Genomic DNA, 24,184 nt, shown 5'->3' with positions numbered 1-24,184 from the left:
GCAGACCGTGATACCAGCCCAACAGCGGATCAACGCGAAAACAAGGTTCTTACGCAAGAAGTTGAACATTGTTCCCGCCCTGCAGGGCCCGCCTCCTCAACGGCAGCTCTTGCAGCCAACGGGACGCAGCTCTTGCAGCCAACGGGACTCAGGCGGCCAGCACCTCGATTTCACCGGGTTTTGCGGCGTTTGACGCGAAAACGAGCCGCCGGTTGGCAATCTTGTCGGTAAAGAACCGGTCGTGGCTGACCACCACCACAGCGCCCGGGAAATGCAGCAGCGCCCGTTCCATCACCTGCGTGCTGGACAGGTCCAGATGGTTGGTCGGCTCATCCAAAAGCAGCACCGAGGCGCCGGAGAGCAGGCACTGCGCCATGGCCACGCGCGCCCGCTGCCCGCCGGACAGATTCCCGATCCGCTGCGCGAGGTCGGCCTCGGAGAACTGGAACATCGCCAGGAACCTGTTGACCGATTTTTTCGTCGCGGTCAGTGCCAGGCTGTCAGGCATCGCATTGACCGCATGGGTGACCGTGTCGTCGTCGTCGAGCTCCTCCAGCACCTTGTTGTAGGAGACCAACCCCGCACCCTTCGCCCAGACCACGTCGCCCGAATCCGCCTGCTCCTCCCCCGTCAACACCCGCAGCAGCGTGGTCTTGCCGCTGCCGTTCGCGCCCAGCACCACGATCCGGTTGCCCCGCCGGATCTCGAGACTCAGGTCGTTGAACAACAGCTTTTCACCGTAGGCCTTGGCGAGCCCCTCCACCTGGCACAGCACATCCTTGACGTGCAGGCCACCGTATATTTCGGTGATGATCTTGTCCACCGGCCGAGGTGCGCGGGACTTTTTGATCTTGGCCAGCTGGTTCCCCAGGCCCTTGCCGGCAGCCTTCGCGGCCTCGCGGCGGTCCGAAAGTCCTTCCGCCTCGAATGCCAGGAGCTCGGACTCGTGCACGAACTGGCTTTCCAGGGTCTTGAGCCGGAACTGTTTCGCCACCACGTACTCGCCAAAGTTGCCCGGGTACTCATGCAGGTGGAAGTTCTCCACCTCGATAATGCGGGTGACGACGGCGTCAAGGAACTTCCGGTCATGCGAGACAATGATCGCGGCACCTTTAAAAGTCCTGAACCAGCTTTCGAGCCATTCGACGCCGGCGACGTCCAAATAGTTGGTGGGCTCATCCAGCAGCAGCACGTCCGGTCCCTCGAGCAGGATTTTCGCCAGGGCTGCACGATTGCGCCAGCCACCGGACAGCTCATCGATGGCGCAGATACGGTGGGCTTCGTTGAAGCCGAGCGTGGTGAGCACCTTGTCAATGTTGCGCTGGTAGTCCCACCCGTCGAGCCGGTCCATATCCTCAAACAGCTCGGACTGGCGGTGGATCAGCCGGTCAAGTTCCGCAGCATCCGAGGGCTCCGCGGCGATGGCCGCGTCGATTGATGCCAGTTCGGCTTCGATGACCTTGATGTTGACGAACAGGGCGTCGAGGACTTCCCAGATGGTGGCGGCGCCGTTCAACTCGGAGAACTGGGAGAAGTAGCCCACCTTGGTGCCAAGCTCCAGAGCGACAGTCCCGCTGTCCGGGGGCAGCTGGCCGAGGATCAGCTTCAGAATGGTCGATTTACCGGAGCCATTCTTGCCGATCAGCCCGACGCGGTCCCCTGGCTCGAGCCGGAAAAACGCCTCCCGCAGGACCTGTACATTATCGAAGCGGACGCTGACGTCGTTCAGCCGGATCAGGCTCATTGATGCAGTCCTATCAAGGGGTGTTCTGGCGGCCGGAGCATCGTCCGTCACCGGTGCGTTCTGCGGGCAATTCCACGGTCGTTGCGGCCCGCACAGGACCTCGGCTCGCTGTCGGCAGGAGCTGTATGGCCACTGTTGATTCTACCGGCACAGGATTCTCCCCGACAGCAGCCGACAAATGCACTCCGCCCGTCCACCCGGTCGTGGATAAAACTGGCAGCTGCGCAATACTTGACAAATACCCCATGGGGGTATAAATTCGGCAGTACCGAACATGACGTTACGACCCCGCTGGCCAGCACGCAATGAAGGTCCTCACCCCGCGGTCCAGCGGAGCGTGTGCTGAATTGACCCGACGCTCCCGGTCCGGCCGGCCGCCGACGCGGTCTCGTTCCAGGTCTCCGGCATGACCGGCGGCCGCTGCGTCCACAGCGTCACTGAACAACGGCAGGCCCTCGACGGCGTTGCGGACGGCCGTCGAGGAAGTGGGCAACCAGCTCGCCGACGCCCGAGCACCGCACCGAGCCAAAAGGAGAGTCATGATCACCGCGCATCACGACCACACGACCAGTCATGACCAGAGGCCTGTCCACGGCATGCCCGACGACGAGCACCTGGTCCAGACGCACGGCCAGCACGCCGGACACAGCACCGCCATGTTCAGGAACAAGTTCTGGCTGTCCCTGGCCCTGTCCATCCCGGTCGTACTGTTCAGCCCCATGTTCATCCATCTGCTCGGCTACACGGTCCCGCACTTCCCGGGCTCCGGCTGGATCGCGCCGGTGATCGGGACCGTCATCTTCATCTACGGCGGCGCGCCGTTCCTCAAGGGTGCCATCTCGGAGCTGAAGCTCCGGCAGCCGGGCATGATGCTGCTGATCGCCATGGCCATCATGGTCGCGTTCGTCGCGTCCTGGATCACCACGCTGCGGATCGGCGGCTTCGATCTGGACTTCTGGTGGGAACTGGCCCTGCTGATCGTGATCATGCTGCTGGGCCACTGGATGGAAATGCGCGCCCTCGGCGCCGCCTCCGGAGCGCTCGACGCCCTCGCCGCGCTCCTGCCCGATGAAGCGGACAAGATCGTCGACGGCGCCGTCACCACCGTCCCGCTGAGCGAGCTGGCGGTGAACAACGTCGTACTGGTCCGTTCCGGCGCGCGTGTCCCCGCAGACGGGCAGATCATCGACGGGCAAGCCGAATTTGACGAATCGATGATCACCGGTGAATCCAAGGCCGTCGCCCGTGGTATGGGCGAGAGGGTCGTGGCCGGGACCGTGGCCACCGACAACGCGGTGCGCGTGCGTATCAGTGCCGTCGGCACCGACACCGCCCTGGCCGGCATCCAGCGCCTCGTCGCCGAAGCCCAGGCCTCCTCCTCCAAGGCGCAGGCCCTGGCCGACCGAGCGGCCGCCATGCTCTTCTACTTCGCGCTGGGCTCGGGCATCATCACCTTTTGGGTGTGGGCGCTGCTCGGGGACATGAGCGACGCCGTCACCCGCACGGTCACCGTGCTGGTCATTGCCTGCCCCCATGCCCTGGGCCTGGCCATCCCGCTGGTCATCGCCATTTCCACCGAACGCGCTGCCAAGGCCGGGGTGCTGATCAAGAACCGCATGGCTCTCGAACGAATGCGCACAGTCGGCGTCGTGCTCTTCGACAAGACCGGCACCCTCACCGAGGGCCGCCCTGCCGTCACCGGTATTGCCGCCGTCGACGGCGTTGACGAGGCCGAGCTGCTCGCCGCGGCCGCAGCCGTTGAGACCGATTCCGAGCACCCCGTGGCCCGGGCCATTGTCCACGCCGCTGCCGAGCACCCCGCGGCACGGGAACTGGAACTGGTCGGCACGGGATTCTCGTCCGTGACCGGCCGCGGCGTGCACGCTTCGGTCGGTGGCTCCGACGTCGCCGTTGGCGGCCCGAACATGCTCCGTGACCTCGGCCTGGACATCCCCGCGGATATTGCCGCAATCACCGGCCATTGGATGAACCGCGGCGCCTCCGTGTTGCACGTCATCCGCGACGGGCGGATCATCGGCGCCCTGGCACTGGAGGACAAGGTCCGCGAAGAGTCCCGTACCGCGGTCCGGGAACTGCAGGAACGCGGAGTGAAGGTCGCCATGATCACCGGCGACGCACGCCAGGTTGCCGACGCGGTCGCTGCCGACCTGGGCATCGACGAGGTCTTTGCCGAGGTCCTGCCCCAGGACAAGGACAAGAAGGTCCTGGAACTGCAGCACCGCGGGCTGAAGGTCGCCATGGTCGGCGACGGCGTCAACGACTCCCCCGCCCTGGCCCGCGCCGAGGTGGGCATCGCCATCGGTGCCGGCACCGACGTCGCCATGGAATCGGCAGGCGTCGTCCTGGCCGGCAATGACCCGCGCTCCGTGGTCTCCATGATCGAGCTCTCCAAGGCCAGCTACCGCAAGATGATCCAGAACCTGATCTGGGCCACCGGCTACAACATCGTCGCGGTCCCCCTGGCCGCGGGCGTGCTCGCCTTCGCCGGCGTCGCCATCTCCCCGGCCGTCGCGGCAATCCTGATGTCGATCTCCACCATCGCCGTGGCTCTGAATGCCCAACTTCTGCGCCGCCTCGACCTGAACCCAAGCCGGGTCCGGTGAGCACGGTCTGCGCCTGTACGCACCGGTGCAGGACTGACAGACAGCAACCAACGTTGAAGGGTACAACATTATGAAGCGCTGCCTTTCGATCTCCGCTCTGGCCCTAGCGGCCGCGATCACCCTAGCCGGCTGCGGCTCCCCCCACAGGCACCAATACTGCCGCGCCCGCCGCCGGCAGCAGTTAGAGCAGCATGCCGGGCCCAGGCCGCGGCTGGCCACCGCGGACGTGGTGGCGCGGATTGAGGCCGTGGGTACCAAACCGGCCAGGTTCGTCATGGAGCTGATGGAATTCTTCGCCAAAACCTACAAGGATGCGCAGGGCTTCGACTACCCGCGGGTGCACGACCCCTGCGCCGTGGCCTACGTGATCGACCCGTCCGTCATGACCACGCAAAAGGTCCCGGTGGACATTGAATTGAACGGCACGCTCACCCTTGGCATGACGGTTGCGGACTTCCGGGCACCGGCGCCCGCGGACTGCAATACCTCCGTTGCGGTAAAACTGGACCATCAGAAGTTCTGGGACCTCGTCACCGACGCGCTGGTCCGGATCGGGGATGTGGAAGCATAAGTACCACCGTCAGCCGCACCAAGTCCAATGCCGGCAGCGTCACGGCCCTGATGGTGGCACTGCTGGCCGCCTGTATCGCCTTCCAGCTCAACGCGTCCATGCTCAGCCCCGCGCTGGTCACCATGGGCGAGGAACTGCACACCAACCAGGCAGTGATCGGCCTGTCCCAGACCTGGTTCTTCACAGCGGCCGCGGTGTTCTCCCTGTTCCTGCCCCGCCTGAGCGACATCATTGGCCGCAAGAAAGTTCTGCTGGGCATGATGATCATGATGGCCGCCGGCTCGGTCATCTCCGCCGTTGCCCCCGACGTCACCTGGCTGTTCGTGGGGCGGATCATCCAGGGCGTCAGCGGCCCCACCGTGCCGCTGGCCCTGATTATGCTGCGCTCCGAAGTCACCGAACCCAAAAAATACGGCGTATTGATGGGCCTGATCACGGCGGTCAACGGCGGCATCGCCGGCATTGACTCGTTCGTGGGCGGCTTCTTCGCGCAGCATTACGGTTTCCGCAGCATCTTTTGGCTGATGGTTGTCCTGGGTGGCGCAGCCGCATTGCTGGTGGCCTTCCTTGCCCGTGAAAGCAAGCCCGGCGAGGGCACGCGGATGGACTGGCTAGGCGTGTTCTTCATCGTCATTGCGGTCGGCGCCCTGCTGACCGCCCTCAATGAGGCAACATCGCTGTTGGGCGCCTTCTCGAGCGGCACCTTGGTGCTGACCATCGCGCTGGCGGTGATCGCCGTCGTCGGCTTCCTCTTGTTCTGGAACACGGAAAAGCGCTCCAGGCACCCGATGGTGGAAATTGTGCACCTGCGCCGGCGCGCCACTTGGGCCACCCTGCTGACCACCACCTTGACCATGACCGGCATTTTCGCCGTGATCAACGGCATTGTGCCCGCGTTCGTGCAGGCCGCGGCACCGGGCTTCAACATTGGTGCCACGCAAATGTCCCTGATTATCCTTACCCCGTACGCCCTGCTGGGCTGGGTCTTCGGCCCCATCAGCGGCCGGCTGGCGCCCGTCCTCGGCTACACCCGGGTGCTGCGGATCGGCCTGATCGGCGCCCTGGTAGCGCTGGCCGTGATCGGTTTCTTCGGCCTGCACAACCTGGGTCTGATGATCGCCGGCACGGTGCTGCTGGGCATTATGTACGCCGGAACCGTGAACATCATGCTCAACGGCCTGGGTGTGGTGCACCCCCCCGAGGGCAACCCCGGCTTCCTGCCCGGAATGAACGCCGGCGCGTTTAACCTCGGTGCCGGCCTGAGCTTTTTGGTGCTGCCGGCGATTCTGGTGGCCGCGGGAACCATGGGTGTTGTGGCGTCGTACACCGCGGTTGTGGTGGTGGCCCTGGTGATCACCGGGCTGGCGCTGGCCTCCTCGCTGCTGATTCCCAGGCCGGTTGACGCCGAGGTCCACGCTTAAATGCCCGCACCCTGCCCGCGCTCTGCCCGCTCCCTGCCCGCCATCGGCAGCCTGGAAAGGCACGCCATGACTTCCCGACGCATCATTGTGACCGGTTCGCTGAACGCCGACCTGACCATTTACTGCGACCGCCTGCCGCTGCCGGGCGAGACCCTGCGCGGAACCGGTTTTGCCGTCAACGCCGGCGGTAAGAGCGCCAACCAGGCCGTGGCGGCCAGCCTGGTGGGCGGTTCGGTGACGCTGATCGGCGCGGTGGGCGACGACGCCAACGGGGCCATGCTGCTGTCCTCCGTCGCGGCCGCCGGGGTCGACGTCAGCCGCGTGCGCCGCACCGCCGAGCCCACGGGTGTTGCGGTGATTTCCGTTGACAGCCACGGGGAGAACTCGATCATCATCTCCGCCGGCGCCAATGCAACGCTGGCTCCGGAGCAGATGGGCGCGGACTCGTTTGCCGGCGCCGCGGTGGTCTGCCTGTGCCTGGAAGTTCCGCTGGAGGCTGTGCAGGCCGCGGCGCAGGCTGGGCACGACGGCGGCGCGAAGGTTCTGCTGAACCTCTCACCCTATGCGTCCATTCCGTCCGAGTTGGCAGCGCTGACGGATGTGCTGCTGGTGAATGCGCACGAGGCCTCGGAGTTCCTGGACGGTTTCACCCTGCCCTCCGCGGAGGACCCGGAGTCCGAGTGGGAGCCCGCCGTGGCCAGATTTGCCGCGCGCGGGCTGGGCCAGGTGCTTCTCACGCTTGGTTCGCAGGGTTCGGTGGTGCTGGATTCAACCTCGCCCACCCGCGCGGTGCGCATAGCACCCACCCGGGTAGACGCCGTCGACACCACCGGCGCGGGAGACGCGTTCACCGGGGCGGCGACCGCCCGCCTGGCCGCCGGTGATTCCCTGCTGGCGGCCGCCCGGTACGCCTCCGTTGCCGCGGCCATGGCGGCCACCAAGAAGGGCACCCAGGCGGCCTATCCCACCGCGGCGGACGTCGCGGCCCTCGCTGCGTCGGACGCAAGAACGAATTCTTCCTAGTCATCGAACTGGGCGGCACCGTCCGCCGAGCGCAGGCGTAGAGTGAAAAACATGCCAGCGCAAAGCCCAGCCCAGCCCACCACGTACCTCGGACGCACGGGAGTGGAGGTCAGCCGCCTCGCCCTCGGCACCATGATGTTCGGCGATTGGGGCAACAAAGATCACGAAGCTTCGATCCGCATCATTCATCGCGCCCTTGATGCTGGCATCAACTTCATTGACACCGCTGATATCTACTCGTTCGGGGAGTCGGAGGAGATCGTCGGCAAGGCAATTGCCCAATCCGGCAGGCGCGGAGATATCATTTTGGCCACTAAGTTTTTCAACGGCATGAAACAGCAGCCTAACTATCGTGGCGGTTCGCGCCGCTGGATTATCCGCTCGGTCGAAGACTCCCTGCGCCGGCTCGGTACCGACTACATCGATCTCTACCAGATGCACCGTCCCGATGAGCACACCGACATCGAGGAAAGTCTCGGCGCCCTCACCGATTTGGTCGCCCAGGGAAAGGTGCGCTACATCGGCTCGTCCACGTTCCAGCCATCGCAGGTCGTCGAGGCCCAATGGACTTCGCGTGAGCGCCACCTGGCACGCTTCGTCACGGAGCAGCCACCCTACTCAGTGCTCACGCGAGGCATCGAGGCCGATCTGCTGCCGACTACGCAGCGGCACGGAATGGGGACCCTCGTCTGGAGCCCGCTAGCGGGCGGATGGCTCAGTGGTAAGTTCCGCAAGGGACAGGATCTGCCGGCCACCCATCGCAGCGATCGCGATCCTGGTCGCTACGACCTGGGCAACCCCAAGATAGCCGCCAAGTTCGAAGCAGCGGACAAGTTGGGCGGACTTGCCGACGAACTGGGCATCCCGCTCGTGCACCTCGCCATCGCGTTCGTGCTCCGTCACCCCGCGGTCACGAGCGCGATCATGGGGCCCCGGACAATGGAGCAGCTCGAGTCACAGCTGGATGCCGCTGCGCTCGAGCTCGATGCATCCACCCTCGACCGCATCGACGAAATCGTGCCGCCCGGGGTGAATGTGAACCCCGATGATGCTGGTTTCAGCAATTTCTGGTTGACGCCCGAGCTCCGCCGGCGGTGACCTACGCGTCAGCACGGAAGTGACCCTCCCCGGGAGCAAACCTCCGCCGCGTCGACGTCCAATCCCACCGCACTGCGTCAGAGGATCCTGTACTGTACTGTTTAATTGTATGGCCAGCCGATCCCCCAATACGGCTGGCCACATCTCTTTTGCGGCCGCGAATGCCGTACCACCAGAGTTCTGAGCCAAGACTCTAATCCAAGGACCGAAGGGGTTGCCGCCGCCCCCAAAAATAACGCCGGCACATTCGGACGTCCGCGGATGCCGAACTACTTTCCCATCAAACCCGCAGCCCCAAAGAAGAGCATAGACCAATGACGAGTTAGAAACAATATGGTCATCCGGTTTAATCTGGTCATTCCCATGCCATGCTTGTCGAATCTGGTGTTGCCGGATTCATCGCCGGATTCAGCAGTCCCGACAACCACATCATGTCCATCGTCGAACTCGCAGTGGAGAACGAGGTGGTCCTGGTGCGCCCATCCCGAGGTCTCACGCCCGGGTGGCAGCCTTTGCCGGTTTCGAACTGGAACCATCACCGGAAATCAGTCCGGACAGAGCCTTCAGATCCTCGTGAAAATCTTCATGCACAATCCCGGGGAGCAGGATCGCCCACATTTCTTCGATGCGCAGCATGACGTCCGCGCGGCGGGTCAGTACGTCGGAGACCATTTGAACCCCGGTGAACGACGCCACAATGAACCGGGCAAATGCAGCAGGATCCACTCCGGAGCGAATGTGACCTTCCTTCTTGGCCTGATCCGCCAAGTCTTCCATCGTGGCGATCCAGTCTTCATAAGGTTCCGGCATGGGGGCACCGAACGCCGTCGCTTCAAAGGTCAGGCGGATGCCAGCCCTGACAACGAGTTCATTGACGAGCTGGAGCCCGAAGGCACGGCACATGAGGATCATCGTCACCAGTGCCGGACGGTTCTCGTTGAGGAGTTCTTCGCTGTACGCACGGGCCATCCGGTGCTGCTCCTCGATGACGGCCTTGGCCAGCACTTCCTTGGATTGGAAATGAAAGTAGAGGGCTCCCTTGGTCACCGCTGCGGCGTCCGACACCTGGGTCAGGCTGGCGTTGCCGTAGCCGTGCTCCTCAAAAACCGCCGCTGCACCGGCAAGGATCGCCTCACGTGTGGCCTTTGCTCGATCCTGAAGGACCATTGATGAACCTCCCCCCTAGTCGGATGTCATGTTTGCCTGACCCTCGATCATGAACTCTCCGGCGGGAGCCAAATTGCCGCCCGGCGAGGATCCTTCCGCCCGGTGCCTCCGGTTTCATCGGACGCCTGGATCTCCAGGCCCTTCCGAAAACGCGACGACACCCCTCCTTGCGATCCTAGCAAGACGGCCGACCGGGCCGCCCGGTTCCTCAAGCCTCGCGCTGAGAACCCGGGGGTCCATTCGGTCTGCCGTGGAAAAGTCCTCGATGGGCACATACCGCCACTGTGACTCCTGGGCAATTCGACGGCGGATTTCCTCCCTGCGGCACTTCTGCTCCGGTCCGCCGCGCCTCCGCCATCGTGGCCGCGCCTCCTTCGTGGGATGCAGCGCGTGGGCGGTGAACGACAAGCCCATCGTACAACCTACGGAAATGCGATAGGCAAAGGAGATGATGGTAGAAAGAATGGAAAACCCACTGCACGAATCGCGGACGAGATGAAGGCAGATGAGACTCCGATCGTTGAGCGTGGTCTCTTATCCATATCGGAGGAGGCATCGGAGCTGGCCCGGCGACGTTCGGCCGTGATCGCCCCGTTCACCGCGTTGGGAACTGTGGGAAAGCAAACTGCTGATGATGCTGCCGAGCAGTTGGGTCCATCACGACGTCGGGTCTACTCGTTGGTGACGCGGGCGAGCGCCGGGGGATTCTCCGTAGGCGAGAAAGCACCGCCATGCAGACTCGAACCATATGCCCATATGAACGAGTATGCTGGTATGCATGAAGACGACGCTGAACTTGCCAGACGCGCTCTTTGACGCATTGAAGCGGGCGGCGGCAACCGAAAAGCGCACGGTCACGAGCATCGTGGAGGAAGCGCTCCGGCAACGACTTTCGTCCGCTCAGCGCTACGCGGGAAAACCGCTTCAGCTCCCGACATGGAACGGCAAGAGCGCGGACGGCTATCTCGTCGATATCGCGGACCGGGAGGCACTGTGGGCGACTATGGATGAATCCACGTGATTCTCGTCGACGTCAATGTGCTGGTGTACGCGTTCGACTCGGATGCACCGCAGCACGAGGCATATGCACCGTGGCTCGCCGAAGCGTTGGGGGGAGCCGTGCCGACCGTAGCAGAGGAGTTCGCGCTTCTCGACACCGTCCTATCCGGGTTTGTGCGCATCGTCACGCATCCGAAAATCATGCCGGCCCCTGCTCCCATCAGACGCGCACTTGAATTCGTGAACGCGCTGATCGGCGCTCCTTCCGCGAGATGGTTGCCTGCGTCCGAGTCTTTGTGGCGAGCGTTCGCACAACTGATCGACGTCGATCGGGCCGTCAAGGGCAACCTGGTGCCCGACGCCTACATCGCCGCTGCTGCCATTGCCCACGGGGCTCGTCTCGCGACGGCAGATCGAGGATTCGCCCGGTTTTCAGGATTGACCTGGTTCGATCCTGCGGACGGACAGCGCTGACGTGCGTCGCGGTCAGTTACTGAGGCCGCACTTGAATATCCTCTTGACGGCCGCGACTTGTTGTTGCTCAGGCGCCCGAAGCAATGCCAGAGATCAACCCGCTGATATGCCACCTCAGGGGCAGACTTTTTTTGGGGGGGGGTGATGGGGACGGCGAACCTACCTTTGTTGGCCAGTCGCGGACGACACACGGACACGAAAGTCTGCTGGCTTAACTAGATACCCCGCTGCGGTCCAACGACCGTAGTCCGACGGCCCCTTCCGGGGGCCGTTTTTTGTTTCTTCCCCACGTCGGTGGCCGGATACTGGGTCGCCAACCATTGCTGGTCCCGATCTAAGGCAAGCCGGTCAGGACCAGGCGACGACGAGGCGGGCGATCTGGTCCGGGATCATGACGTCGATCCCGGTGAGCTCCCGGAACCGCCGCAGCCGGTTCATCAGCGTATTGCGGTGGCAGAAGAGCTGTTCCGAGGCGGCGCCCACGCTGCCGGTTGCCGCGTAGGTCCGGACCGCTTCGACAAGTCGTTCGCGCTCCGCTCCCCCACACCGGGCCAGGGCGGTGTCGACGTCGGCGGCGATGGGGATCCCGGCCTCGGCCATTCGCATGCGGGCGATTCTCGCCCACGCCCGCTTGAGCGTTAGGGCCCCTTCGTCGCGGTCGCTGATCAGGCTGGCGAGATCCCCGGCGATGCGTGCGGATGAGGCGAGCGCCGGTAGTCCCGCCACGTTTTCGACCAGACCGCAGCGCAGACGCCGGATCTCTTCCGCGGCCTCGTGCACGGCCGAACCGGGGCGTTCATCGACGGGCCAGAAAGCCACCAGTGCATCCCCCAGAGGATGGGTGAAGATCTCGCTGCCCCGCCGCGCCGCATGGGCGATGACCACGCGCAGTTGCGTTGCCTCGGTGCCGGCCGCCACCGTGACGTCCAGGGGCGTGTCCGGGTGGAGGCCCAGTTCGTTGGCGATCCGGTCAAGCATCTCCGTTGTGGGATTGACCGGCCCGAAGACCGCGGCCACATAGCCCTGCCGGATCGCCGTCGCCTCGTTGAGGATGCGCTGCTGCTCGGCGATGTAGATGACCTGCGTCTGGCTGGCATAGGAGTCGACGACATGCCACACAATTTCGGCGTGCCGCACCAGCAGGGCCGCGTCGGCTTCGTCGGCTTGGGCAGTCAGCTCGCTCCAGAGCACCGAGAAGTCCAGGCGGATCGCGGACATGAGGGACTCGACCGGAATACCGGCACGGGCTCGGGAGACCCCCACCTCGGTGGCGATGCGCAGCCGTTCGGCCTCCATCCCCGCGGAATCGACGTCGTGCCGCAGACTCTTGATCAGGGCCGCGAACGACGTTGCCGCGGTCCTTCGGATTTCGCTGGCCGGGAGCGGCGCCTGGCGGTAACTGGGTATCTGCAGGACCCGGTCCAGGAAGGTGTCGGTCAGGGCCGCCACCAGGAGCCGGTCCAGCAATTCATGCCAGCGCCGCGCCTCGGCCCCGTCGGATCCCACTGTTTGGGTCGAGTAACAGTTGCTCACACTATTAGAATATGTGCTTTTGCACAATGGGCCGCGGAGATTTGGCGACATTCCGTGCCCGTATGAGCTGCGCCACAATGGCAGACTCGGAAGTATTCAATTTCCTGGCCGCGCATCGCCGCTGCCGGACCTGCATTCCCACCACCAAATGGACCTACCGCGGAGATCCCATGACGTACCAACCCACGAATGTTGAAGCCGGAGCGACCCGGACCATCACCGACAAGGAAGCGACCAAGGTCGCCATCGGTGCCATGATCGGCACCGCCATGGAATGGTACGACTTCTTCCTGTTCAGCGCCGCGGCCGCCTTGATTTTCAATGCCCAGTACTTCCACAGCGCCGATCCCACGGCAGCGACCATGGCGGCGTTCGCCACCTTCGGCGTCGGTCTGGTGTTCCGACCGCTGGGCGGCATGTTCTTCGGTGCCATGGGGGACAAGATCGGACGCCGCAGGACGCTGATGGTCACCATCGTCGGCATTGGCGTCGTCACCGGCTTGATCGGCATGCTGCCGACCTATTTTGCCATTGGCATCGCCGCGCCGATCTTGTTGGTGCTGCTGCGCGCCGTGCAGGGCCTCTTCGTGGGCGGCGAATGGTCCGGCGCCATGACCCTGGTCGTGGAAAACGCCCCGTTGAAGAAGCGAGCACGGTATGCCGCACTGCCGCAGATCGGCTCCCCGATCGGAACGATCCTCTCCTCGGGCGGCTTCTTTGTGATGACCCTGCTGTTCTCGGCGGAGAATTTCAATTCGTTCGGATGGCGTATCCCATTCCTGGCGGCGATCCCGATGCTGCTGATCGCCCTGTACATCCGCAGCCGCCTCGACGAGTCCCCGGTCTTCACCGAACTGCTGGAAAAGGGCGAAACAGAGAAGGCTCCGATCCGCACCGTCCTGGTCGAGTCATGGAAGCACATCATTGTGGGCATGGCCGCGGCGCTGCTGGGCGTCGGCGGCTTCTACCTGGTCACGGCGTTTGTCGTCTACTACGGGGTTAAGATCCTGCACTACGATGCCGGCCTCATGCTGCTGGGCGGGATGATCGCCGCCATCGTGGAAATCCCGGTGCTTCTCCTCGGCGGCCGCCTCGGCGAGCGCTTCGGTGCCAGCCGGGTGATCATCTACGGCGGCCTTGTCTCCGCCGTCGTCGCCGTTCCATCCTTCATGCTCATCTCCAGCGGCAGCGAAGTGCTGGTAATCCTCGGCATGGTCCTCGCCGTGGCCGCCCTGTCGTTCCCCTATGCGGCCTCCGGAACCGTACTGACCGGCCTGTTCCCGGCACGCACGCGCTACACCGGGGTCGGTTTCGCCCAGAACGTGGCCGGCATGATCAGCGGATTCATCCCGCTGGCCGCCACGGGCCTCGTCGCCTCGGCCGCCAACCACTGGTGGCCCGCGGCAGCGATCCTGATCTTCCTGTCGCTCTTCACCGCGGTCGCCGGCATCGTCGCGCCGCGGATGAGCGTGAGCCTGCCCGGCTTCAAGCACTGAGCAACCTTCAAGTACCGAGCAACCTTCAAGAACCGAGCAACCTTCAAACACCGAGCGACACGTCCCCCCAGCACGACAGGAAAGAATCACCTCATGCCACAATCAGCCGGCCATCTTCTGGTCCGCCAGCTCGAAGCACATGGCGTGCCCCGCGTCTACAGTGTTCCCGGCGAAAGCTTCCTGGATGTGTTGGACGGACTGCATGATTCCCCCATCCACACCGTGGTTGCCCGCCAGGAGGGCGGCGCCGGGTTCATGGCCCTGGCGGAGGCCCGGCTCACCGGCATGCCCGGCGTCGCCATGGTCACCCGCGGTCCCGGCGCGGCCAATGCGATGATTGCCGTGCACACGGCGTGGCAGGATGCGACGCCGCTGATCCTGTTCGTGGGCCTGATCCCGACCGCGGACCGGGACCGGGATTCCTTCCAGGAATTCAGCCTGACCGGCTGGTTCTCGACCACCGCCAAGCGCGTCTTCGTCCTCGACGACGCAGACCGGACCGCCGAGATGGTCGCCGAAGCGATGCACCTGGCAACGTCGGGCCGGCCCGGTCCCGTCGTCGTCGGCCTGCCCGAGGACGTGCTGATACGCACGACGGCGGCAACCCCGGTACCGCCGCGCGAGGTGGGGAGCGCGACGCCGTCGGTCGCTGAAATGGGCGAGGTGGCGGCCCGGATGTCGGCGGCGGCCCGGCCACTGATCGTGGTGGGTGGCGAGGACTGGAACGAGCAGTCCGGCCGGGCACTGATGGATTGGGCGGCGGCCGCCCGCGTGCCGATTGCCGCGGACTGGCGGGCGTACGACGTCGTCCCTCACGACGGTCCCACATGGGCAGGCTGGCTGGGGTACGGCAGGGCCGACACCTTGGCCCGCCGGCTCGATGAGGCCGATCTGCTGGTTTTTGTGGGCTCCGGCCGCTCCGATGTGATGAGCGACGGTTTTACCCGCGGCGTCGGGGCGCAAACGGTGCTGGTGCTGCCCGATCCGGAGGCCACCATGCACGCGGGCCGGATCGACCAGCACCTGCTCACCCCGGCATCAACGTTCGTCGCATCCCTGCCCGCAGCCGATGCCGCACGGGGAACACGAGGGACCGGCTGGATGGATGAGCTCGCCGCGGACCAGGAACGTTTCGCGACCCCCCGCCCGGACGGCGGCGACGCCGTGGACCTCGCCGGCGTGGATCTCGGTATGGCCTTCGAGGTGCTGGAGCGCCGGCTGCCCGCGGACCGGGTGCTGACCTACGGGGCCGGCAACGCGACGATCTGGGGTCACCGCTATCTGAGCCACCACGGCGCCCGTTCCCTGGTGGGTCCGCGGAACGGTGCGATGGGCATGGCCGTGCCCGCCGCCGTCGCCGCTTCCCTGGTTTATCCGGAGCGCCAGGTGGTGGCGGTGTGTGGGGATGGTGATTTCTTCATGAACGCCCAGGAGCTGGCGGTTCCGTTCGCCCACGGCGGCGCCCCGCTGGTGCTGGTGATCGACAACGGGATTCACGGCACGATCGTCCAACACCAGCGCGCGCATTACCCGGGGCGCCCCTCCGGCACGCAGATGACCAACCCGGACTTCGCCGCCTGGATGCGCTCCTTCGGCGGATACGGCGAATATGTCGAGCACACCGGTGACTTCGAGGAGGCGCTGGAGCGGGCACTGGCCAGCGGGCCGCCCGCGCTGCTGCATCTGCGCACCGACCCGGACATCCTGGCCCCGTCGGCGGATAACGGGTACGCCGCCCAGCGGGGCGCCGGGGCAGCCCGATGAAACTGGACCTGATTCTCCGTGGCGCCAACATCATCACGCTGGAGTCGGAACGTCCGACGGCGTCCAGCGTGGGGGTGCTCAACGGGCGGATCGTCGGCTTCGACGAAGAACTGGACGGGTGCACCGCAACCCGGGTCGAGCAGCTGGAAGGTGCCACCGTGGTGCCCGGGTTCATCGACGCACACTGCCATACGACGTGGTGGGGTCTGGGACTGAGCGCGGTCGATTTGGAACCGGCACGCGGAATGGAAGAACTTTATGCCCTCCTCGAGGCCGAGGTGGAACGCCTCGCCGATGATCCCGGCGCATGGGTCAAGGGCACCGGTTTCAACCACAAACACCACGGCGGAGCGTTTCCCGATATTGACCGGCTCGATGCCATCACCGGGGACCGGCCGCTGTATCTGCGCCACGTCTCCGGTCACTCCTCCATCACCAATACGGCCACTCTGCGCCTGGCCGGGGTTTTTGCGCCCGGCTTTGAAGATCCCGAGGGCGGGGCGGTGCTGCGGACCGCCAGCGGCTCCCCCACCGGCGTCGTTGAGGAATCCGCGCAGGCCATCATCCAGAACCTGCTGCTGCCCTACTCGATCCCGCAGATCGTCAAGGCCCTGGACGATGCCACCACCCGGTACGCGGCGGAGGGCATCACCAGTTTCACCGAGGCCGGGATCGGCGGCGGCTGGATCGGCCACAGTCCCATCGAGGTCCAGGCTTATCTCACCGCCCACCGCGCCGGGCGGTTGCGGGCCCGCGCCCAGCTGATGCCGGCCCTTGACGCGCTGCATCCGATATCCGCCAACGCGGCGGACATGCACGGGAAAGGAACCGGGCGGGGCCTGGATCTGGGGGCGATTGCCGGTTTCGGCAACGAATGGGTCTCGCTGGGCCCGGTGAAGGTCTTCATGGACGGATCCCTGCTCGGTGCCACGGCCGCCGTAACCGAGGACTATTGCGGTCACCCGCACAACACCGGCTATCTGCTCGAGAGTCCACAGGCGTACCGGGACAAGGTCAGCGACGCCTACCGCGCCGGCTGGCCGATCGCCCTGCACGCCATCGGGGACGCCGCGATCGACCTGGCCCTGGACATCATCGGGCATTGCCAGGACCGGTACGGCCGCAATTGCCTGCCCAACCGGATCGAGCATTTCGGCATCGCCCGCCCGGACCAGGTGGAACGGGCCGCCGCGGCCGGCGTCGCCGTCACTCCGCAGGCCGCGTTCATCGGGCCGCTCGGCGACCAATTTGCCGAACTCGTGGGGCCGGAGCGGGAAGGCTGGCTCTACCGCGGCCGCTCCCTGGTCGATGCGGGAGTGTTGGTCGCCGGGAGCTCCGACCTGCCGGTGGCCGACAACAACGTGCGGCGGGGCATGCAGTCCTGGGTGGACCGTACCACCGAGAACGGCCTGATCCTGGGCGGCGCCGGCGAGCGCCTCACCCCGGAGGAGGCGCTGCGCACCTATACGGAATGGGCGGCCATGGCCACCGGGACCGACGGCGACCGCGGCACCTTGCGGGTGGGCAAGCTCGCCGACTTCGTGGTGCTCTCCGGTTCCCCGCTGACCGCACCGGACATCGGCGCGCTCGACGTCGTCGCCACCCTTCTCGGCGGCACCTTTAGCTATGAGCAGCATGGCGGAAACCCAGCTCTTCTTCCGAACGGAGACACCAAATGACAACATCCCCAAGCCGTGACAATGGGTCCCGGGACCATAAATCCCGGGACAGTACGTTCCGGAACCATACGGCCCGGAACAACGCGTTCCTGGCCGATTTCCGGTCGATGAGCACAATCGGGGCCACCGCCGGCGGCGGGGTCGACCGGCAGGCCGGCACCGCCGCGGACGGGCAGACCCGCTTCTGGTTCCGCGGGCTCATGGAGGGGCACGGGTTCGTGATCCGCTACGACGAAGTGGGCAATCAGTTCGCGCTCCTTGAGCTCGCCCCCGGTGCCCCGTACGTGGCGATCGGATCACACCTTGATTCACAGCCGATGGGCGGCCGGTTCGACGGCGCCTATGGGGTGCTCGCCGGCGCTCATGCCGCCATCGAGCTCATGGAGCAGGCTGCGGCCGCCGAGGGTGAGCCGATGTTCAACATCGCCGTAGTCAACTGGTTCAACGAGGAGGGGTGCCGCTTCAAACCCTCCATGATGGGCAGCTCCGTCTTCACCGGAAAGATCCCGGCCGAACAAGCCCTGGCGACCAGCGACCCGCACGGGGTGACGGTCCGGGAGGCACTGAACGCCATCGGCACCCGCGGCGACTTCCGGCTCGACGTCGCCGCGTACGTGGAAATCCACATCGAGCAGGGGCGTTCGCTCGAAGACGCCGGCTTGAGTATCGGCCTCGTTGAATCGACCTGGGGGGCGAACAAATACGAGTTCGTGGTCCACGGGGAGCAGGGGCACACCGGTGCCACCGTGATCAAGGACCGCAAGGACGCCCTACTGGGGGCTTCCGCGCTGGTGGTCGCGGCCAGGGAGATCGCCAACCGGTTCAGCACCGACGAGCATATGGTCATCACCTCCTGCGGGGAGTTCACCGTCTTCCCCAACTCCCCCGTGGTGGTGGCCAGCCGGGTGGACCTTCTGGTGGACGTGCGCAGCACCGATCCGGACGTCCTGGCGGCGGCCGACGCCGAGCTGCACCGGCGGGCGGCCGAGATTGAGGCGTTTGCCGACGTCCGGATCGAACGCGGCGCAGAGCACGCATGGGACGCGAAAACCTACGATCAGGCGGGCATGAAACTGGCCGCCGCCAGCGCCGATAAACTCGGTCTGGGATACGGCATAGTCCGTACCCTGGCTGGACATGATTCCACCAACCTCAAGGACATGGTGCCCACCATCATGCTCTTCGTGCCCAGCGTCGAGGGCATCTCCCACAACGAACGCGAACTGACCAGCGACGCTGACATGCTCGCGGGACTGGCCATGCTCACCGAAGTCGCGGGCCGGATGGTGAACGGTGAGCTCGTGCAAAAATAGGGGCGAGCTCGTGCAAGGATAGGACCGCATCGGATTTCCCGGCCAACCGCGGCTACTGGGCCACAAAGACAGCCAAGTACTGTAAACAGGAGAGTGCCACGTGTTTTCATCTGATTCCGCGCTGAGCCGGGCGCAGTCCACGGTTCAGCTGGACAACGACCAGTTTCGCGTGACCGAGTGGCGGTTCGCGCGCAACACGGAAACGGGCTGGCATGTCCACTCCCTTGATTACGTCGTGGTGCCGATGACCACCGGAGAGCTGATACTCAATACGCGGGACGACTCCTACCCCTTCAAGCTGACTGCGGGTGCAGCCTACACACGGGCCCCTGGTCTGGAACACAATATTGCGAACCACGGCGGGACCGAGATCGTGTTCCTCGAGGTCGAGCGCAAGTAGGCTGCCCGCGAGCGACAGGTGTACCTGCCGCGCCGCGGTTAGCCGGACTCGATTGCACCGTCAATAAAACTGTCCCGGCCGTTGGCATAGTCGGAGCCGGCCGGGCGTACGCAGCCGAACGACTCCTGCAGTGCGGCCAGGTAGCGGGTCAGCTGGCCGGACTGCTGCATCGGCCATGTCGCGGGCGACAGCTCACCGCTGGTCCGATTATGCCCGGCCACCTCCAATACTTCGAGGTCTCCGCGCCACAGGGCCAGCGCCGAGGACACGCCCGCGCGGTCGTTCGGATCCAGCAGCGAAGCATCCGGACCAAACGCCACGAGCGTGGTGGAGTCCTCGTCGAAGTATTCGGTTCGGGCGAAAGTCAGCGCCATCCCGCGGCCGCCGTAGGACCTGAACGGCTGCACCCGCCCGGCCACCTTGATCCACGTCTTCATCCCTCGGCTGGCGCTACCCTCGGCACGGTGCCGTCGGACATGTGGACCAGCGCGCCGTCGTCGTTCTGAACCAGCCGGGCTACTCGCGCTCCCAGCCGGAATTCCGCCGAGGAATCCGCTCGCATGCACCGCGCCAGGTACCCCGTGCCTTCCTTGAGTTTATATGTCGACGCCGCCTCGTCCATCAGCTCACATGACAGTCCGCATCTGCCTCTGCGTGTTCAATGGCTGCACAGAATTCCTTTGCCATCCGGGTGCTGATGGCGTTTGCGGCCATGGCAACCTGCCCATAGGCGACCGCGGAACTTCGCGGAAACGCTCGCCAGGAACGATGAAATCGCCGAGCGTCCTATAAAACGTTCCGACCACACCGGCTTCATCCGCGAACTCTGATGGCCCACGGTCAGGATAGCGGCCATAGCCAGCAGATGACCGACCTGCGCAACCGCGTCCACCGCCACGTTCCCCTGCAGCAGCGATGATTCCTCAACGTGCTGCTCACGTTCCTTGTCGTGCCGATCAGCCGGACCCTAGCCGCACTGTCGGCGGCAACCTATGGAAACAGTGCCGCTGCAAAGCCGGTCGGCTCCGTCACACCGCTGATGATCAGCACCATGCTCGACGCCGGTTGCCTCACCAGTTCTCTCGGCCTAACTCGGTGGCGGACAGGCACCGCACTCAAAGCCGGCCTTGCCCGTCGCAACCCGACCCGCCGCCGTCGTCCGCCCGGGAAAGAACAGCGCATTGCTTGCCGGGCCGACTCCACGGTGTGCCCCAATGGCAACTCTCCGGAGGACATCGGTCCCGTCAACTTCATGTCCGCACTCATCGTCTCGGGCCATGAACTACCGTGAAACCCGGAAATTTCCCCACTGGGCGGACAAGTGCCTGCGCTTGCCCCGGGAACGCTTCGAAGATGAGATCCAAGTCCTCATCGCTCCAGTTCCGACTCAACGCGAGATGCCGTCGGTATTGAGTACTACATCAAAGGCGAGTTGTGCCAGGCCAGCCGCTGAGGGCCTGAGTCAGCGGGCCATCCCGCCATTCCGGTCGATTATTCGCTCCACCCAACCATGCCGCTGCGGGGAGGGGATTTGCCAATGGATGTTCGTGATCCGCCCTTCCCACGTTTCAGCGCATATTTTGGTACGCCTGCAGCCCTGGGGCCGTTAGCAGATGCGGCGTCCCGAGCACTGCGTCAAGAGCCGACTCGCTCATCAGCCCCTGTCCGCGAACCACGTCCACTACGCTGGCGCCGGTGGCCATGGCCTCTTGTGCCACTTCGGTTGCGGAGCGGTAGCCCAGATAGGGGACGAGTGCGGTGACCAGGCCTATGGATTGTTCCACGCTGGTCAGCAGCGCCACCGGGTCCGCTGTTATGCCGTCCACGCAGCGCTCGGCGAGCACGGTGCAGGCCGAGCGCAGTTCGCGCAGGGAGGAAAACAGGGCGCGGGCCATGATCGGCTCGAACGCGTTGAGCTGTAGCTGGCCGGATTCTGCGGCCATCGTGATGGTGATGTCATTGCCTACGACGGAGTAGGCCACCTGGTTGACCACCTCGGGGATCACCGGGTTCACCTTGCCCGGCATGATGGACGATCCGGCTTGGACGGGCGGCAGCTGGATCTCGCCGAATCCGGCGCGCGGGCCGGAGGAGAGGAGGCGCAAGTCGTTGGCAACCTTGGACAGCTTTACGGCAATGCGTTTAAGCACGCTGTGCAGCTGGACCAGTCCGCCAACGTCCTGCGTCGCTTCGATCAGGTCCCCGGCCGGGATGACCTCCACGCCGCTGATGGTGGCCAGGTGCTGACAGGCCAGCCGGGCGTAGTCGACGTGCGAGTTGAGCCCGGTACCGATGGCTGTGCCGCCGAGGTTGACCTCGGAGATCAGTTCCATCGCTTCGCGCAGCCGCTGCTCGTCTTCGGCCATCATCACGGCAAAGGTCTTGAATTCCTGTCCCAGGGTCATCGGCACGGCGTCCTGGAGTTGGGTGCGTCCCATCTTCAGGTAGCCGGCGAATTCCTCGGCCTTGGCAGCGAAGGATCGGCGCAGCCCAGCCATGGCGTTCAGTAAATCCTCGGCGGAGCGATATAGTCCCACCCGCAGGGCGGTCGGGTATACATCATTGGTGCTCTGGCCCAGGTTCACGTGGTCCAGCGGATGAAGCAGATCGTACTGCCCGCGCTCGGCGCCCATCAGTTCCAGCGCCCTGTTGGCGATGACCTCATTGGCGTTCATATTGGTGGAGGTTCCGGCACCGCCCTGAACGACGTCGACGATGAATTGCTCGTGCAGCTTGCCGGACCGGATTTCACGGCACGCGGCCATGATGGCCTCAGCGCGCGGGCCGTCCAGCAGCCCCAGTTCTCGGTTGGTGGTGGCGGCGGCTTCCTTAACGGAAGCCAATGCCACCACGAGATGCCTATACAGTCCGATAGACACTCCGGAAATGGGAAAGTTCAGGCTGGCGCGCACCGTGTGAACGCCGTAATAGGCGCCGTGGGGGACGTCCAGCCAACCGAGCAGATCGTGTTCGCGGCGGAACTCAGCTGACATCGACGCTCTCCATTTCCAGCGGGATTCCGGGGCCGTTCGGTGATAACCGTGCGGCGCCGCGGCTGATCAACCGGGCGCGCAGCCTCGAGTCGGCAGCAAGGTCGATGCAGGTGTGCGCCATGGCCTTGGCCGCATCCAGCACCGCCCGATCGGCTGCCGCGGTGATACAGGCGGCGGCGAATTCCCTCTGGTGGTTCACCGCTGGCAGCGACTCTATGCCGATGTATGGATGGATGGCCGGCAGCATCTGGGAAACGTTGCCCATGTCCGTGGAGGCGCGGTTCATCCGCATGTCCGGGCCGGAACTGGTAAACGTGCGGCCCAGCGCGATGGCGTTGGCCACGTAGCGATCCAGGATAGCCTCATTCGTGGCGAATTCGGCGTAGGGCTTGCTTTCGGCCTCAATCTCCAGCTCGCAGCCCGTGGACAGGGCACCCGCCTCGAAACAGCGGCGCACCTTCGCCTCGAGCACCGCCAGGTCAGCCAGCGAACCGGCACGCACATACCAGCGGCCTTCGGTGACCTCTGGGATGGCGTTGGGAGCTTCTCCGCCGCTGGTGACGACGCCGTGGACCCGGACCCCGGATTCCAACTGCTGACGCAACAGCCCGATGGCCACCTGTGCCACGGTGAACGCGTCCGCCGCGTTGATCCCGCGTTCGGGGTAGGCGCCGGCGTGGCTGGCCTTACCCCGGTACCGGATCTTGCTGTGCGAGACGGCGTACGGTTCGGCCCGTGCCACGTCGAGCGGACCGGGGTGGACCATCATGGCGGCGTGCACGCCGTCGAAGGCGCCGCCGTCGAGCAGTTCAATCTTTCCGCCTCCGCCTTCCTCGGCCGGTGTCCCAAATACCGTCAGTGTGATGTCAAGGGCGTCCACCACCGGGGCCAGCGCGGCGGCTGCCCCCACGGCTGCCGCTGCAATGATGTTGTGTCCGCAGGCGTGACCGAGCCCCGCCAGGGCGTCGTATTCGGCACAGATGCCCAAATGCAGGCTGCCGCTGCCCACGGTGGCGGCAAACGCCGTCGGCAGCCCGCACAGATTCGTCTTCACGTTGAACCCGACGCCGGCGAGTTCGGCAGCCACCCAGGCGGAGGCGTTGGTCTCCTGCCAGGCGATCTCCGGATGGGCATGAATGCGATGCGAGAGCGCCACCAGCCGGCCCTCCAGGGAGTCGATGCGGGCGCCGGCGATGTCCTTCATCCTGTTCACAGGTCCCCCGGAACACCATAGGTGGGGGCGGTGTCCGGGTGGACGGCTCGGGTCAGGTAGTCGATCTTTTGCGGTTCCCACAGTGTCCAGAGTTCGGACAACCGGGCGATCGGATCGTCGTCGTCCCAGTCCACCCGCAGGTCCGTGACCGGCCAGGCAGCCTGGTCCACCACGACGAGTCCCGCCGAATGCTGCGGACCCTCTTCACCCCCAGCATCGCGGCCGGCGCGCAGACCTGCCAGCAGCCGATCCTCGAAGTCCCCGTCAGCGGAACTGTAGGCGGCCATGATGGCATCCACCACCTCAGGCGAGGACAACAGGTTTCCGGCAGCCACGGCACCTGCACCCTCCACCGTCCGGTGCGTGCCCAGCGTCCCGGAGCCACTGAAGGCGGCCGTGCGGCCGTGTGCGTCAACCACGCTCAGCTGGCGGTAGTTGATGTCCACGGTCCCGGCCACCAGCTTGGCCATCGCCTCGGCCGCCGGCGCACCGGCTTCCAGCAGGTCCAACAGCGCAGTGCCAAGCCCCGGATCGGTGATGTTCTGCGAGGCAGCACCGCCCACGCCCTGGCGCAGATGGACGCAGCGGGCGGCGACGGCCGGCGAGGACGAGGTGACCACCATGCCGAACCCGCCGGTCTGCGGATCGCGGGCTACTAGGGAAAACGTCATG

Annotated in this window: 21 protein-coding genes and 1 pseudogene; 13 read left to right on the top strand and 9 right to left on the bottom strand. The window is 65.2% G+C overall.

Going from position 1 to position 24,184, the window contains the following annotated elements; all coding sequences use genetic code 11:
- Positions 1-148 precede the first annotated feature (148 nt).
- Complete coding sequence (locus tag QMG52_RS15880; RefSeq protein ID WP_283561379.1) at positions 149-1,744, bottom strand: ABC-F family ATP-binding cassette domain-containing protein; 1,596 nt, start codon at positions 1,742-1,744, stop codon at positions 149-151.
- 280 nt (positions 1,745-2,024) lie between these two features.
- Complete coding sequence (locus tag QMG52_RS15875; RefSeq protein ID WP_283561378.1) at positions 2,025-2,237, bottom strand: hypothetical protein; 213 nt, start codon at positions 2,235-2,237, stop codon at positions 2,025-2,027.
- A gap of 46 nt (positions 2,238-2,283) precedes the next feature.
- On the opposite strand from QMG52_RS15875, the gene QMG52_RS15870 reads away from it, so the two are divergent.
- From QMG52_RS15870 to QMG52_RS15850, 5 genes and pseudogenes are all read left to right on the top strand, one after another.
- A complete protein-coding gene (locus tag QMG52_RS15870) occupies positions 2,284-4,368 on the top strand; it encodes a heavy metal translocating P-type ATPase (protein WP_502920548.1) in 2,085 nt (694 codons plus the stop codon).
- Positions 4,369-4,579: 211 nt separating this feature from the next.
- Positions 4,580-4,939, top strand: a pseudogene (locus tag QMG52_RS15865) (nucleoside hydrolase); the annotation flags it as partial.
- A gap of 50 nt (positions 4,940-4,989) precedes the next feature.
- Positions 4,990-6,360, top strand: a complete 1,371-nt coding sequence (gene uriT, locus QMG52_RS15860) for a uridine transporter UriT (RefSeq protein ID WP_283561376.1) — start codon at positions 4,990-4,992, stop codon at positions 6,358-6,360.
- Positions 6,361-6,426: 66 nt separating this feature from the next.
- Entirely contained in the window at positions 6,427-7,383 is a 957-nt protein-coding gene (locus QMG52_RS15855; RefSeq protein ID WP_283561375.1) for a ribokinase, read from the top strand.
- A gap of 51 nt (positions 7,384-7,434) precedes the next feature.
- The gene (locus QMG52_RS15850) at positions 7,435-8,481 is read left to right on the top strand and encodes an aldo/keto reductase (protein WP_283561374.1); all 1,047 of its coding nucleotides are present in this window, start codon (positions 7,435-7,437) and stop codon (positions 8,479-8,481) included.
- A gap of 492 nt (positions 8,482-8,973) precedes the next feature.
- Here the strand turns inward: QMG52_RS15850 and QMG52_RS15845 are convergent, their stop codons facing one another.
- Positions 8,974-9,648, bottom strand: a complete 675-nt coding sequence (locus QMG52_RS15845) for a ScbR family autoregulator-binding transcription factor (RefSeq protein ID WP_283561373.1) — start codon at positions 9,646-9,648, stop codon at positions 8,974-8,976.
- A gap of 778 nt (positions 9,649-10,426) precedes the next feature.
- Between QMG52_RS15845 and QMG52_RS15840 the strand changes: the two genes are divergently transcribed.
- Together QMG52_RS15840 and QMG52_RS15835 are read left to right on the top strand one after the other, a co-directional pair.
- Positions 10,427-10,669 (top strand): ribbon-helix-helix domain-containing protein, encoded by a 243-nt coding sequence (locus QMG52_RS15840; RefSeq protein ID WP_283561372.1) that lies wholly within the window; start codon positions 10,427-10,429, stop codon positions 10,667-10,669.
- On the top strand, positions 10,666-11,121 hold the full coding sequence (locus QMG52_RS15835) for a TA system VapC family ribonuclease toxin (RefSeq protein ID WP_283561371.1): 456 nt from the start codon (positions 10,666-10,668) through the stop codon (positions 11,119-11,121). The genes QMG52_RS15840 and QMG52_RS15835 overlap by 4 nt, the downstream gene beginning before the upstream one ends.
- 348 nt (positions 11,122-11,469) lie before the next feature.
- Here QMG52_RS15835 and QMG52_RS15830 read toward each other — a convergent pair whose 3' ends face one another.
- Complete coding sequence (locus QMG52_RS15830) at positions 11,470-12,654, bottom strand: RsbRD N-terminal domain-containing protein (protein ID WP_283561370.1); 1,185 nt, start codon at positions 12,652-12,654, stop codon at positions 11,470-11,472.
- 170 nt (positions 12,655-12,824) lie between these two features.
- Here QMG52_RS15830 and QMG52_RS15825 point away from each other — a divergent pair, with 170 nt between their 5' ends.
- The 5 genes from QMG52_RS15825 to QMG52_RS15805 all read left to right on the top strand — a co-directional run bounded on the left by QMG52_RS15825 (position 12,825) and on the right by QMG52_RS15805 (position 19,306).
- Complete coding sequence (locus QMG52_RS15825; protein ID WP_283561408.1) at positions 12,825-14,150, top strand: MFS transporter; 1,326 nt, start codon at positions 12,825-12,827, stop codon at positions 14,148-14,150.
- A 93-nt stretch (positions 14,151-14,243) separates the two neighbouring features.
- A complete protein-coding gene (locus QMG52_RS15820; RefSeq protein ID WP_283561369.1) occupies positions 14,244-15,914 on the top strand; it encodes a thiamine pyrophosphate-dependent enzyme in 1,671 nt (556 codons plus the stop codon).
- Entirely contained in the window at positions 15,911-17,593 is a 1,683-nt protein-coding gene (locus QMG52_RS15815; protein ID WP_283561368.1) for an amidohydrolase, read from the top strand. Before QMG52_RS15820 ends, QMG52_RS15815 begins: the two co-directional genes overlap by 4 nt.
- On the top strand, positions 17,590-18,906 hold the full coding sequence (locus QMG52_RS15810; protein WP_283561367.1) for a M20 family metallo-hydrolase: 1,317 nt from the start codon (positions 17,590-17,592) through the stop codon (positions 18,904-18,906). Before QMG52_RS15815 ends, QMG52_RS15810 begins: the two co-directional genes overlap by 4 nt.
- Positions 18,907-19,006: 100 nt before the next feature.
- Positions 19,007-19,306, top strand: coding sequence for a cupin domain-containing protein (locus QMG52_RS15805; protein WP_283561366.1), 300 nt, complete (start codon positions 19,007-19,009; stop codon positions 19,304-19,306).
- Between the two features lie 38 nt (positions 19,307-19,344).
- On the opposite strand, the gene QMG52_RS15800 is transcribed toward QMG52_RS15805, so the two are convergent.
- A complete protein-coding gene (locus QMG52_RS15800; protein WP_283561365.1) occupies positions 19,345-19,743 on the bottom strand; it encodes a hypothetical protein in 399 nt (132 codons plus the stop codon).
- Positions 19,740-19,931 carry an FAD-dependent oxidoreductase gene (locus tag QMG52_RS15795; RefSeq protein WP_349361738.1) on the bottom strand — a complete coding sequence of 64 codons (192 nt, stop codon included), beginning with the start codon at positions 19,929-19,931 and terminating at the stop codon, positions 19,740-19,742. The genes QMG52_RS15800 and QMG52_RS15795 overlap by 4 nt, the downstream gene beginning before the upstream one ends.
- A gap of 303 nt (positions 19,932-20,234) precedes the next feature.
- Here QMG52_RS15795 and QMG52_RS15790 point away from each other — a divergent pair, with 303 nt between their 5' ends.
- Positions 20,235-20,597: a hypothetical protein gene (locus QMG52_RS15790; RefSeq protein WP_283561363.1), complete on the top strand. Its 363-nt coding sequence runs from the start codon at positions 20,235-20,237 to the stop codon at positions 20,595-20,597.
- A gap of 277 nt (positions 20,598-20,874) precedes the next feature.
- Here the strand turns inward: QMG52_RS15790 and QMG52_RS15785 are convergent, their stop codons facing one another.
- Genes QMG52_RS15785 through QMG52_RS15775 form a run of 3 tightly spaced genes read right to left on the bottom strand, consistent with a single transcriptional unit; the run spans position 20,875 to position 24,183 of the window.
- Entirely contained in the window at positions 20,875-22,299 is a 1,425-nt protein-coding gene (locus QMG52_RS15785; RefSeq protein WP_283561362.1) for an aspartate ammonia-lyase, read from the bottom strand.
- Positions 22,289-23,503: a M20 family metallopeptidase gene (locus QMG52_RS15780; protein ID WP_283561407.1), complete on the bottom strand. Its 1,215-nt coding sequence runs from the start codon at positions 23,501-23,503 to the stop codon at positions 22,289-22,291. The genes QMG52_RS15785 and QMG52_RS15780 overlap by 11 nt, the downstream gene beginning before the upstream one ends.
- Before the next feature lie 5 nt (positions 23,504-23,508).
- Positions 23,509-24,183 (bottom strand): DUF1028 domain-containing protein, encoded by a 675-nt coding sequence (locus QMG52_RS15775; RefSeq protein WP_283561361.1) that lies wholly within the window; start codon positions 24,181-24,183, stop codon positions 23,509-23,511.
- Position 24,184: the final 1 nt, after the last annotated feature.

Origin of the sequence: Paenarthrobacter sp. PH39-S1 (genome assembly GCF_030063245.1) — a bacterium.
In the GTDB taxonomy this organism is placed as follows: Bacteria; Actinomycetota; Actinomycetes; order Actinomycetales; family Micrococcaceae; genus Arthrobacter_M.
This window is presented reverse-complemented; position numbering and strand designations above follow the sequence as displayed.